This window comes from Mycobacterium vicinigordonae, assembly GCF_013466425.1.
GTDB lineage: Bacteria > Actinomycetota > Actinomycetes > Mycobacteriales > Mycobacteriaceae > Mycobacterium > Mycobacterium vicinigordonae.
Genome location: NZ_CP059165.1, coordinates 638,446 through 651,074 on the forward strand (window position 1 = coordinate 638,446; position 12,629 = coordinate 651,074).

Annotated in this window: 9 protein-coding genes; 3 read left to right on the top strand and 6 right to left on the bottom strand. The window is 67.4% G+C overall.

What is annotated here, in order from left to right; genetic code table 11:
- Positions 1-28: 28 nt before the first annotated feature.
- Complete coding sequence (locus H0P51_RS02710; protein ID WP_180916524.1) at positions 29-1,183, top strand: glycosyltransferase family 4 protein; 1,155 nt, start codon at positions 29-31, stop codon at positions 1,181-1,183.
- Positions 1,184-1,207: 24 nt separating this feature from the next.
- Here H0P51_RS02710 and H0P51_RS02715 read toward each other — a convergent pair whose 3' ends face one another.
- The gene (locus tag H0P51_RS02715) at positions 1,208-2,896 is read right to left on the bottom strand and encodes an MmpA family trehalose lipid delivery protein (RefSeq protein WP_246398355.1); all 1,689 of its coding nucleotides are present in this window, start codon (positions 2,894-2,896) and stop codon (positions 1,208-1,210) included.
- A gap of 5 nt (positions 2,897-2,901) precedes the next feature.
- The gene (gene pgfA, locus H0P51_RS02720; protein ID WP_180916525.1) at positions 2,902-4,188 is read right to left on the bottom strand and encodes a cell envelope lipid trafficking protein PgfA; all 1,287 of its coding nucleotides are present in this window, start codon (positions 4,186-4,188) and stop codon (positions 2,902-2,904) included.
- Positions 4,189-4,379: 191 nt separating this feature from the next.
- On the opposite strand from pgfA, the gene H0P51_RS02725 reads away from it, so the two are divergent.
- Positions 4,380-5,546, top strand: a complete 1,167-nt coding sequence (locus tag H0P51_RS02725) for an acyltransferase family protein (protein ID WP_425488953.1) — start codon at positions 4,380-4,382, stop codon at positions 5,544-5,546.
- A 19-nt stretch (positions 5,547-5,565) separates the two neighbouring features.
- Here the strand turns inward: H0P51_RS02725 and H0P51_RS02730 are convergent, their stop codons facing one another.
- From H0P51_RS02730 to H0P51_RS02745, 4 genes are all read right to left on the bottom strand, one after another.
- Positions 5,566-7,365, bottom strand: a complete 1,800-nt coding sequence (locus H0P51_RS02730) for a DUF6311 domain-containing protein (RefSeq protein WP_180916527.1) — start codon at positions 7,363-7,365, stop codon at positions 5,566-5,568.
- Positions 7,366-7,505: 140 nt separating this feature from the next.
- Positions 7,506-8,249 carry a PP2C family protein-serine/threonine phosphatase gene (locus tag H0P51_RS02735; protein ID WP_180916528.1) on the bottom strand — a complete coding sequence of 248 codons (744 nt, stop codon included), beginning with the start codon at positions 8,247-8,249 and terminating at the stop codon, positions 7,506-7,508.
- 4 nt (positions 8,250-8,253) lie between these two features.
- The gene (locus H0P51_RS02740; RefSeq protein ID WP_180916529.1) at positions 8,254-9,711 is read right to left on the bottom strand and encodes an AMP-binding protein; all 1,458 of its coding nucleotides are present in this window, start codon (positions 9,709-9,711) and stop codon (positions 8,254-8,256) included.
- Positions 9,708-10,688 (bottom strand): phosphotriesterase family protein, encoded by a 981-nt coding sequence (locus H0P51_RS02745; protein ID WP_180916530.1) that lies wholly within the window; start codon positions 10,686-10,688, stop codon positions 9,708-9,710. The genes H0P51_RS02740 and H0P51_RS02745 overlap by 4 nt, the downstream gene beginning before the upstream one ends.
- 196 nt (positions 10,689-10,884) lie before the next feature.
- On the opposite strand from H0P51_RS02745, the gene H0P51_RS02750 reads away from it, so the two are divergent.
- Positions 10,885-12,591: an acyl-CoA dehydrogenase family protein gene (locus H0P51_RS02750; RefSeq protein ID WP_180916531.1), complete on the top strand. Its 1,707-nt coding sequence runs from the start codon at positions 10,885-10,887 to the stop codon at positions 12,589-12,591.
- Positions 12,592-12,629 lie beyond the last annotated feature (38 nt).

Here is a 12,629-nt window from a genome sequence, read left to right on the forward strand (position 1 = left end):
CCCGGGCGTGCCACTACGCTGGTGACCAATGTCTGACCTGCGCTCCGTCCTGTTGCTGTGCTGGCGCGATACCGGCCACCCGCAGGGCGGCGGCAGTGAGACCTACCTGCAGCGCATCGGCGCGCAGCTGGCGGCCCAAGGCGTCGCCGTCACGCTGCGCACCGCCCGCTACCCGGGCGCATCCCGTACCGAGGTGGTCGACGGCGTGCAGATCAGCCGCGCCGGCGGTCGCTACTCGGTCTACATCTGGGCGTTGCTGGCCATGGGGCTGGCACGCATAGGCCTGGGATCGCTGCGGCACACAAGGCCCGACGTCGTGGTCGACACCCAGAACGGCCTGCCGTTCCTGGCCCGGCTGGCGTACGGACGCCGGTCGGTGGTCCTGGTGCATCACTGTCACCGCGAGCAGTGGCCGGTGGCCGGCCCGGTGCTGTCCCGGGTGGGCTGGTTCGTCGAGTCCTTCCTGTCGCCGCGGCTGCACCGGCACAACCAGTACGTGACGGTGTCGCTGCCGTCAGCGCGGGACCTGGTGGCGCTCGGCGTGGACAGCGAGCGGATCGCGGTGGTGCGCAACGGGCTCGACGAGGCGCCCGCCCAGACGTTGTCGGCGCCCCCGACGACCCAGCCGCGGGTGGTGGTGCTGTCGCGGCTGGTGCCGCACAAGCAAATCGAGGACGCGCTGGAGACGGTCGCCGAACTACGGGCCCGGATCCCGGGTCTGCACCTCGACGTCGTCGGCGACGGCTGGTGGCGGCAGCGGCTGGTCGACTACGTGCACAAGCTCGGTATCTCCGACGCCGTCACTTTCCACGGTCACGTCGACGACGTGACCAAACACCATGTGCTGCAAAGCGCCTGGGTGCAGCTGCTTCCGTCCCGTAAGGAGGGCTGGGGGCTGGCGGTGGTCGAGGCCGGCCAGCACGGCGTGCCGACCGTCGGATACCGGTCCTCGGGTGGACTGTCCGACTCGATCATTGATGCGGTGACCGGCATCCTCGTCGATAATCGCGCCGAACTGGTGGACCGGCTCGAAGAGCTGCTAAGCGACCAGGTGCTGCGCGATCAGCTCGGTGCCAAGGCCCAGGCGCGCAGCGGAGAGTTTTCCTGGGGCCAGAGCGCCGACGCGATGCGCGCAGTGCTGGAAAAGGTGCAGGCCGGCGAGCGCGTCAGCGGCCTGGTCTAGCGTGCCTGTGTGAGTTCGGTGATTTCAGCGTGGCCGTTTTTTGAGTGCACGCTCGGCGAGCACGCCGATTGCGCCACCGACAAGCATCAACAGCCATACCCAGTGGGCAGCCAGCACGGCCAGACGATGCCCTGCAGACGCACCCGGCGACACACCGCCGATTCGGTAGAGCGTCATCTCAGCGTCCCGGTAGACCGGCGTCAGTCCCGATACGGTCCGCCCAGCGGCGCCCATGTCACCGGGCGTGCCCGATTCGACCACTAGCCACCGCACCCCCTCCGACGCCAACACAGACGGCTCGGGTCCAGCCAGTAGCGACTGCTGAACCGCTCGGGCGTGAGCGCCTTCGCCGGGCACGGTGATCCCGGAGATCACTAGATCGCCGGTGCTCAAGACGTCGGCGCGCACCCAGCGGGGCAGTGGGTCGAGCACCGGGGCCGCACCCGACCAGGAGAAGCGCCGCATGGTGCCGGTGGGCAGTACCGCCACCGGGCCGGGGTCGCTGTTGATCCGGTCGGCCACCGCCGCCCACCCTGGCGGGTAGTGCACCGGCGCGACCTTGCCCCATACCCCGAACGCTAGGTCGGGCAGGGCCAGTACCAGCGCCACACAGCACAACGACGATGCGACCGCGGGCCGCAACCACCGGCGCAAAGTGACCACCGCGGCCGCGCCGGTCAGTGCGTACCCCGGCATCGCCAGCGCCACCCACTTCTGCCCGTCGCGCAGCATCCCGAAAGCCGGTATCGCTTCGACCGATGACCGCAACAGGTGCAGCCCGGGGCCGGTGGCCAATAGCGTCGGAACCAGCACCGACACCGCGGCGAGCGCCACCAGCGCCACCGCGGCAGGCCGGCGCAGCGCGACGGGTAGCCCGGCCGCCACCACGCTCAGCAGCACCGCCGCCGAGACCACCGCGAACAGTGTCGAGCGCGACGGTGGTACGGCCGCGCCGTTCCATATTCCGCCGAGGCTGGCCAGGCTGACCAGGGTGCCCAGACCGGGCTCGGCGCGCGCGGCGAACACGTCGACCCCAACGGCGTTGCCCGCGCTCAGCGACGAACCCAGCACCGATGCTGTTAGCCACGGCAACGCACCCACCACCGCGCATACCGCCGCCACCGCCGCACACAGCCACCTCGGCCGGCCTGGCCCGGGGACGGCCACACATGCCAGCGCCACCGCCGCGGCCAGCAGCAGACCGGTTGGTGTCAGCCCGGCCAGCGCGATCCAGAACGCCAGCCCGAGAAACCCCTGCCACCGGCCGTCCGACCGCAAGTCAATTACGGCCGCCGCCACCCACGGCAGGCACCCGTAACCGACCAGCAGACTCCAATGACCCTGCAACAAACGCTCGGCGACATACGGATTCCATACCGCCAGCGTTCCGGCGACGAATTCGCCGGCCACACCCGCGTCGGGCAGCACCGAGCCAGCCAACCGCGCCGCCCCCCAGCCGGCCAGCCAGAGGCCGAGCACCAACAGTGCTTTTACCAGCACACCACCGTCGATCAACCCAGACGACAACGCCAACGCGAAATCCTGGGGGGTGGCGCGCGGCGCGGCCGTCAGTCCTAGCGCGGTGTCGGACAGGTACGACCGTGGCGTGGAGACCGCGTCACGCAATAGCAGATAGCCGGGACTCAGCAGTGGCCCGGCCACCAGCAGCGCCAGCGTCAAGGAATAGGCCGGCCGGGCCAGCTTGGCCCGCACGGCGGTCAGGTTCGTTCGGGTGGACCCGCAGGCGGCGGATCGGGAGGCGACTCGGTGGGCCCCGGGTTGCCCGACTCCACCGTCGGTGAATCCGCCGGCGGCGGCTCGCCGGGCGGTTCGGGTCGTTGCGCCGGTATCTTCTCGGTCTCCGCTTCGGCGCCCGGTACCGGCGGCTCGAGGCCCGCGCGGCGCAGGAAGTCGGTGTCGTCGCGATCCAGTCCGGGATCGGTCAGCGCGCTTTCGGTGCGCAGGCTGAACGACGCCAGTACGCCGCCGCCGATCAGCGCGATCAATCCGGTTGCGGTGAGTGTGATCGGCAGTACCCGCGACCACAGCGCCATCCGGTCGCGCTCATCGCGGGCCGCGTTGACCTGCGATTCCACCGTGTCCGGAGTGGAGGTCACCTTGTAATCGGCCAGCGTCACCTCGGGTTTGAGCGCGTTGCGGGCGTAGTAGTGGTGGGCTTGGTCGGTTTGCTTGACGATGGTCCCGGACACCGGGTCCACCCAGAAGGTCCGCTTTGCCGTGTAGTAGCGGGTCATCTCGATCTGCTCGCCGGGTTCCCCGGGCACGCCCCACATTTGGGCGCTGGTGGTGATCCGACGGTCTTCTTCGCCGGAGTACAGCGACGGGTACGGGATGGGGGCTACCGGGTTGCCCTCGGAGTTAACGCCGACGCTCTGGGTGAACCGGTACGCGGTCAGCCCGTTGACGTCCTCTTCGCCCTCGTACTCGGCGTCGAACGCCTTCTGCGCGATCGGGTCGAAATAGGGGTAGGTCTTGCGCTCGGTGTGGATGGGGAAGCGGTAGGACAATCCGTGGTGGGTCAGCGGGATCGATGTGGGCGGGCTCTCGTCGCCGATGCCGCGCGGCTTCTGCACCGAGCCACCCGGGTGCGAGTCGTCGGAGACCGCCATGGCCGTCTTGCGGTTGAGGGTGACGGTGTCGACGATGGCCAGCAGCAGGCCGCTGTCTTTCTGCCTGTCGCTGCGGCGCACCGACGAGCCGACCTGCAGAGTGACCACCTGGGCGTTGGACGGCAACTCCACGCTGATCTGCTGCTGGGATACCAGCGGCACATTCTGGTTGATCACCACGTGGTCCCCGGACAGGGACGCCGCGTCCAACGCGGTCCCGTTGCCTTCACTGATCAGCGTCGCGTCGATATTGAGCGGGATCTTTTCGATCCTGCTGCTGGTGTAAGCCGACAGCAGCAGCGCGGCGGTCAGCAGCGCTGCCCCGAGTCCGATGGCGCCGCATGCGGCGAAGCGCAACATGACTGCTCGGTTCACGTTGCTGTGACCTCCTTCTGGTCCCTGAACACATCGGTAACTCGTCGGTGCTGACCGCTTATCGGGCAGCGAGGCAAACCCGTTCGACCCTAACAGCAGAAACTAAGGCGGCGGTGTGCGAACCGGCACGCCCGCCGGGTAGTTGCGGTGTACCCCCTGGGCGGCCGGACACGCCCAGGCAAACTGGGACCGTGGCTGACGGCGCGCAGGTGGGTGGCACCCGTAGTTTTCTGCCTGCCGTCGAGGGTCTGCGCGCATGTGCGGCCATGGGCGTGGTGGTCACCCACGTGGCATTTCAGACCGGCCATTCCAGCGGCGTCGACGGCCGGTTGTTCGGCCGTTTCGACCTGGCTGTGGCGGTGTTCTTCGCGTTGTCGGGTTTCTTGTTGTGGCGCGGGCATGCCGCGGCCGCGCGTGAGCTGAAGCCGCGGCCGCGCACCGGCCACTATCTGCGGTCGCGGGTGGTGCGCATTATGCCGGCGTATCTGGTGGCCGTGGTGGTGATCCTGACGTTGCTGCCGGAGTCCGACCACGCCAGCCTGACTGTGTGGTTGGCGAACCTGACGCTCACCCAGATCTATGTGCCGCTGACCCTGACCGGCGGGTTGACGCAGATGTGGAGCTTGTCGGTCGAGGTGAGCTTCTATCTGGCGCTGCCGATTCTCGCGTTCGGTGCAAGACGGCTGCCGGTCGCCGCACGGGTACCGGTGATCGCGTTCCTGGGCGCGCTGAGCTGGGTCTGGGGCTGGTTACCGTTGGCGGTGCTAGGCGGCGGCCCCGAGGCCAACCCGCTGAACTGGCCGCCGGCCTACTTCTCCTGGTTCGCCGCGGGCATGCTGCTTGCCGAGTTGGTGCACAGCCCGCTCGGCTGGGTACATCGACTGTCGCGGAGACGGGTGCTGACGGCAGCGATTGCGCTGGCCGCCTACCTGGTGGCGGCGTCGCCGCTGGCTGGTCCGGCGGGTCTGGTGCCCAGCAGTGCCGCGCAGTTTTCGGTGAAGACGGCGATGGGTGCGCTGGTGGCGTTCGCGTTGGTGGCACCGCTGGTGCTGGATCGCCCGAACACGCGTCACCGGCTGCTGGGCAGCGCGCTGATGGTGACGTTGGGGCGCTGGTCCTACGGTCTGTTCATCTGGCATCTGGCCGCGTTGGAGATGGCGTTCCCGGTGCTCGGTGTGTTTGCGTTCAACGGGCACATGCCGGCGGTGTTGGTATCGACGCTGGTCTTCGGGTTCGCGCTGGCCGCGGTGAGTTACGCACTGGTCGAGTCGCCGTGCCGGGAAGCGTTGCGGCGCTGGGAGAAACGTGAGCACAAAGCTGAACCGGCAGACCAGGAAGCGGACGCCATCGCACCTTGAAACCGGCGCGGCGAAGCTGTCAGGTCGTGACGACGCCGCGGGTGTCGACGTCGCGCCAGATCGCGATCTCACCGACCCGCTCGGCCGGCCGGCCGAACAGGTCGCCGAAGAATGCGAGCATGGCTTGCCATTCCTGCATCGGCCCGACGATGACGTGCCGCACCCCGGCGTCACGCAGGTCTGCGGCTACCTGGTCACGTTCGTCGCCGCGGGCCAGCATCGGGGTGCCTCTCTGGATTGCCAGCATGATCGCGTACAGCTCCGTCGGTGGCGGCCCGGCCCTGGTCCCGCCGTCGGGCTGGGGCAGGTATGCGTAGGCCTCGGGCATCCGCAGCCCGTAGTCGGTCTCGGCTGCCCACAGCATCGGCGCGGCCCGGCCGTCGTAGTCGATGAAATACGGTGCTATGAGGACGGTTTCGTCACGACCGATGTGGTGGTTGGCCCAGGTCCGGAAGTAGACGGGGGTATAGAACGGCGTTCGCTGCAGCGGAGCGGGCAGGATCAGCACCAGCGCCGCGCCTACGGCGATCAACCACCGCGCGGCCCGTCGCCGGTCCAGGCGTGCGGCCCGCGCGATGGCACACGCAATGATCACGGCGACAGCCAGCCAGACGAAGAGGGTGAATCGGCCTGGTAGCACATGCTTGAGCAGCGGGAGCTTCCCGAGGGGCCACCACGGCAGGGGTATCGGTAGCGCGTCCTTGCCGAGGTGTAGCCACGGCCCGAGCGAGAACACCAGCAGCAGCGTGGCGGTGACGCTGGCGACGCGGATGCGTAGGTCGCCCCACTGGCGAACCGCCACGACCACGAGCAGGACCAGCAACGGCACGGAAAGGTAGCCGGTGGCCTCGTGATACATCCCGCTGAAGTGCTGCGATACCCCGGTGGCTGCACGCGGGGCGATCAGTTGGTAGGGCGTCGGGAGGACGAGGTTCAGTAGGTCGGTCGAGAAGGTCTTGGGATCCTGCACCGAATCGTTGATCCGCTGCTTGCCGAAGAACTGAGTGGCCAGCGGCCAGGCCGCCAGCAGCAGGAACGTCGCTGTGGCGACTGTGAGCGCGGGAGCCAGTCTGGCCAATGCCCGACGGCAGCGGTCAATGACCTGCCGGTCACGACGCGCGAAAGCCAGCACGCATACCAGGACTGCCGCCGCGACCACGCTGGTGGCGAGGATCTCCGCAGCGATCAGCAGCTGCGTGGCGGCGAGCAGTCCGAGCGCGAGGCCCGCCTGCCAGGCTGGGCGGCGGCGGGTGAGCAGAAGTTCGTCGATGACGATCAGGAACAGCGGCGGCACCCACGCCGTGGCGAGGTCGAGGTGTAGGGCCGCGTGGGAGGCAACGTAGGGCGAGAACGCATAGATCCCGCCGCCGACAACAGGGCCGAGGCCGCCGCCGGTCCAGCGCCGGATCGCCAGCCATGCGGTGAATCCGCTGAGGGCGATGCCGAGCACCATGAGCACGTTGAATCCAAAGATGGGGCCGCCGAGCTTGGCGGGCAGCCAGCCGAGTAGCCCGAGCAGCGTCATCGGGGTATTCCACATCAGGTTCACCCCGGCGGGGGCCCCGATCTGCGTGGTGAAGAACGGGTTGAGGCCGTGGGTGAGTGCGTGCGGGGCCCAGCCCAGGTACCAGATGGTCTGTTCCTGGTCGCAGCAGCCGCCGGCCCAGCCGGATGTCGGATCGTGCCAGGCACCGATGGTCAGTGCGATGGCGCCCAGCAGGTAGCCGAGGAACACCCCGGGCCCACGGGTCCACCGGCGCAGGCGAGCCAACGCCGGGTGGTGCTCCGGGTGCGTGATCTCAGCCGTCGGTGTTGGCACTCGTCCCTCTTGATCGGTGTGATGAGAAGCCTCTCACCCGCCCAGTGAAAAGAGTTTGAGAAGACGAGCATTGTTCGAGCACAAGGGTTTTAGGAACTCGTGGAAGGTACGCACGCCTCGCCGAAGCTGCGGCCGTCCTGCTAGACGTCGGAAACGTTGATCACCAGCGCGGTGATGTTGTCCGGACCCCCGCCTTCGCGAGCGGCGGCGATCAGCGCAGCGCAGGCATAACCGGGAGCCGGGTTGTCCTCGAGGATCTGCGACAGCTCCGGTTCCCTGACGACGCCGTGCAACCCGTCGCTGCACAGCAGGATCCTGTCCCCGGCGCTCAGTTCCACGGCGCTGGCGTCGGCACGCGCGGGTGGCTTCATCCCCATGTACTTGGTCACCACGTTGCGGGCCTTGTGCCGGCCGGTGTCTGCGGCGTCCACCTGATTGGCGTCGACCAGCGCCTGGACTAGTGTGTGGTCGCGGGTCAGCCGGGTCAATTGACCCGCGCGCCGCAGATAGGCGCGGCTGTCGCCCAGGTGGGCCACCAGTGCGCGGGTGCCCGCGATCACCACCGATACCAGGGTGCTGTTCGCCCCCGCGTAACGGCTGTCGGTTTGCGCTATGCCGTGCAGGTCGTCGGACAGTTCGGAGACCGCGCGCCCCAGTCGTTCGGCCGCATCCGGCTCGTCGCGGTGGTCAAGGGGCAGGTGGTGGGCGACGTAGCCGGGCAGTTTGTCGACCATCGTCTGCGCGGCGAGGGCGCCGTCGCGGCTGCCGCCCACGCCGTCGGCCACCATGAACAGGAACTGGTCGGCGTCGGCGCCCCAGCGGTCCTGGTTGTCGGATCTTTCGCAACCGACGTCGCTGAGTGCCGAGTATTCGAGGGCGTACATGCGTCTAAGTTTGCAGCCGCGAGAGCAACTCGTCACGCACCAACGTGCGACGCGCCTTACCCGCGTCGTCGCGCAGCGGTGTGTCGACGAACTCGACGGTGCGCGGAACCTTGTAGGCGGCCAGTCGTGCGGCCACGAAGTCCCGCACTGCCGCGGCGTCCAGCGCGGACCCGGCCGCGGTGTGCACTAACGCATACGGCACCTGTCCCAGGTCGTCGTCGGGAACACCGACGACCAAGCAGGACAACACTTCTGGATGTTCGGACAGCGCGTTTTCGACTTCGGCCGGGTACACGTTGCGGCCCCCGACGGTGAACATATCGACGCGGCGGTCCGATAGGTACAGAAACCCGTCGGCGTCGAAACAGCCCAGATCGCCCAGCGAATCCCAGCCGTCGCGGGATTTCGCCGACGTGCCGATGTAACGGTATGTGGGCGCGCTGCCGGGGCTGGGCCGCATGTAGATCTCGCCGACCACACCGGGCGGGCATTGCTGGCCGTCGTCATCGAGCACCCTCATCTGCCCGCTGACCACCTGGCCGACGGACCCCCGGTGGGTCAGCCACTGCTCCCCGGAGATGAAGGTCAGCGCCTGCAGTTCGGTGCCGCCATAGAGTTCCCAAACCTTCTCGGGCCCCAACAGGTCGATCCAGGCCTGTTTGACGGCGGGCGGGCAGGGCGCGCCCAGGTGCCAGAACCGCCGGATTGACGATAGGTCGTAGGCGTCCGGGGCGGCGCGGTACACGGGCAGTACGCGCTGCATGATGGTGGGCACGGTGGTTAGCAGGGTAACCCGGTAATCGGTGATGGCCCGCAGGAATTGGTGGGGGTCGAAGCGCGGCAGCAGCACCAGGTGCTGGCGCATCAGCAGGGCGATCGTCGCGGTGGTGAAGCCGGTGTTGTGACTCAGCGGCACCGGCACCAGCGTCGTGTCACCTTCTTGAGCGCCCAGCGGATGCCCGATTGCCGGCGGGACTCGGCTATCGCCGCCGGCTTCGATGAGCTTGGGGCGGCCGGTGCTGCCGCCGGAGGCCAGCGACTTCCATACCGGCGACACCACTTCGGGCAACCCAGCATCTGATAGGCTCAGATCCGGCGTGAAACCCGTTGGTACGCTGTGTATTTGACCGGAGGGATCCTCCCGGCCGACGAGCAGCGCGCGCGGTTTGAGCGCGAGCAGCCCGGTCAATTCCGCGTCCGGCAGCCGCGGCGAGAGCGGCTGCGGCACAGCGCCCAGCTTCCAGCACGCCAACGTGGCCTGCACCCACTCGATGGAGTTGGGCAACACAATGCTCACGTAGTCGCCCAGACCGACGCCGAATTCGGCGTATGCGCGGGCCAGCCGGTTGGTCGAGGAGTCGAGTTCGCCGCGGGTGATGGTGGTCCCGTCGCAACTGACGGCCGGTTCGTCGGGAGCCTGCGCGGCCAGCTGCGAGATCTGGGTGCCGATCGGGGCGGTCACTGATAGGCACCCTGCCGGTCGAAGATCCGGCGGGGATTCTCTACGAGCATGGTGTGGATCTGCTCGTCGGTGACGCCGCGTTGCTTGAGCGCGGGCAGCACGTCGTTATGGATGTGCAGGTAATGCCAGTTGGGCGCCATCTGCGGCACCAGTGCTTCGGGCAGTGCATCGAAGTAGCAGTTGGCGTCATGGCTGAGCACCATCTTGTCGGCGTGACCGCGTTCGCACATCTTCGCGACAATGTCGACTCGTTCCTCGAACGGCAGGATCACGTCGATGCCGAACCGGTCCATGCCCAGGTAGGAGCCGGCGGAAACGAGTTCCTCCAGGTAGCCGACGTCGGTGCTGTCGCCGGAGTGCCCGATGATCACCCGGGTCAGGTCCACGCCCTCCTCTTCGAAGATGCGTTGCTGTTCGAGTCCGCGGCGCAGTCCGGCGTGGGTGTGGGTTGAGATGGGCACGCCGGTGCGCTTGTGCGCCTGGGCGACTGCGCGCAGCACCCGCTCGACGCCGGGGGTGATGCCGGGTTCGTCGGTGGCGCACTTGAGGATTCCGGCTTTGATACCGGTGTCGGCGATGCCTTGCTCGATGTCGCGGACGAACATGTCGGTCATGATCTCCGGGCCGTCCAGCATGCCCCCGGGACCCTCGTAGTGGAAGCGGAACGGCACGTCGTTGTAGGTGTACAAACCCGTCGCCACAACGATATTCAGCTCGGTTTCGGCGGCCACCCGGGCGATGCGGGGGATGTAGCGGCCCAGCCCGATCACGGTCAGGTCGACGATGGTGTCCACGCCGCGGGATTTGAGTTCGTTGAGGCGGGTGACGGCATCGGCCACCCGTTGGTCCTCGTCGCCCCAGGCTTCGGGGTAGTTCAGCGCGATCTCGGTGGTCATGATGAACACGTGCTCGTGCATGAGCGTTACGCCGAGGTCAGCGGTATCGATGGGGCCGCGGGCGGTGTTGAGTTCTGACACGCAACTGATGCTAGGTCGATCCGGCAGCAACCAACAGGGCCGGTTCTGGCCGGGTTCCGGGCGCGTTTCGGGGCCGGTTTTAGAGGCCGGTTCTGTTCGCCCGGACCCCAACCGGCACGAGCTTCCTGCATCGGGCGCCGGTGGCGTACCGTCAACGCTCGTCCTCTCGTCAAGTCGCCCCTTAGGAGCCACCGAGATGCTGCTCAACCCAAACAAGCTGCAACGCAAGTACCCCGATGCTCGTTCGGCGGAGATCATGCAGGCCACGGTGGACTTTTTCGAGGGCCGCGGTAAAGCCAAGCTCAAGCACGACGATCACAACCGCGTCTGGTATTCGGAGTTCCTCGACCACATCGCGCAGCACCGCATCTTCGCCTCGCTGCTCACTCCTGCCGAATACGGTGCGGCCGACGCGCGCTGGGACACCTACCGGATCAGCGAGTTCGCCGAGATTATCGGCTTCTACGGGTTGAGCTACTGGTACCCCTTCCAGGTGACGGCCCTTGGCCTGGGTCCGATCTGGATGAGCGACAACGAGGACGCCAAGCGCAAGGCCGCCGCCCAGCTAGAGCAAGGTGAGGTGTTCGCTTTCGGCCTGTCCGAGCAGGCCCACGGCGCCGACGTCTACCAGACTGACATGGTTCTGACGCCGTCCGAGCATGGCTGGACCGCGTCTGGCGAGAAGTACTACATCGGCAACGCCAACGTCGCCCGCATGGTCTCGACGTTCGGCCGTATCGAGGACGGCTCCAAGGATCCCGAATACGTCTTCTTCGCCGCCGACTCGCAGCACGATCGCTACGAGTGCAAGAAGAATGTGGTGAATTCGCAGAACTACGTGGCGAATTACGCGCTGCACGAATACCCGGTCACCGAAGCGGACCTGCTACACCGCGGCATGGGCGCCTTCTACGCCGCTTTGAACACGGTCAACGTGTGCAAGTACAACCTGGGCTGGGGCGCGGTCGGCATGTGCACGCACGCTTTCTACGAGGCCATCACGCATGCCGCCAACCGTCACCTGTATGGCACTGTCGTCACGGACTTTAGCCACGTGCGCCGGCTGCTCGTCGATGCCTATGCGCGGTTGGTCGCGATGCGTCTGGTATGCACCCGGGCCTGCGACTACATGCGCAGCGCCTCGGCCGACGATCGTCGGTACCTGCTGTACAGCCCGCTGACCAAGGCCAAGGTCACCAGCGAGGGCGAGCGGGTGATGACCGCGCTATGGGATGTCATCGCGGCCAAGGGCGTGGAGAAGGACACCTTCTTCGAGACGGTTACCCGCGAGATCGGCCTGCTGCCCCGGTTGGAGGGCACCGTGCACATCAACATCGGGTTGCTGGCCAAATTCATGCCGAACTTCCTGTTCGCCCCGGACGCCGCGCTGCCGGTGATTGGCCGCCGCGACGAAGCCGCCGACGACACGTTCCTGTTCAACCAGGGGCCCACCGGAGGCCTGGGCAAGGTGCGGTTCCACGACTGGCGCGCGTCGTTCGACGCTTACGCTCACTTGCCGAATGTGGCGTTGTTGCGCCAGCAGGTTGACGTGCTGACCGAGATGCTGGCGTCGGCGACTCCGGATGCGCGACAGCAGAAGGACATTGACTTCGCATTCGGTGTCGGTCAGCTCTTCGCGTTGGTGCCGTATGCGCAACTCATTCTCGAAGAGGCGCCGCTGTCCGGAGTCGATGAGGCCCTGCTCGACGAGATCTTCGGCCTGCTGGTGCGCGACTTCAACAGTTACGCAGTCGAACTCAACGACAAGGCGGCCACTACCGCGGAGCAGGCCGCTTTCGCGCTGCGGATGATTCGCCGCCCGGCTCATGACCCGGCCCGCTACGACAAGGTGTGGCAGGAGCAGGTCCTGCCCCTCAACGGCGCCTATGAGATGCGGCCCTGACGCGCTCACGCGCCTACTTCATATGCTGCCGCCGAGTG

What these genes read in the sequence shown, in the direction of transcription:
- H0P51_RS02710 (WP_180916524.1), top strand. Translation starts at nt 29, where the DNA reads ATGTCTGACCTGCGCTCCGTCCTGTTGCTGTGCTGGCGCGATACCGGC.
- H0P51_RS02735 (WP_180916528.1), bottom strand. Translation starts at nt 8,249, where the DNA reads ATGTACGCCCTCGAATACTCGGCACTCAGCGACGTCGGTTGCGAAAGA.
- H0P51_RS02750 (WP_180916531.1), top strand. Translation starts at nt 10,885, where the DNA reads ATGCTGCTCAACCCAAACAAGCTGCAACGCAAGTACCCCGATGCTCGT.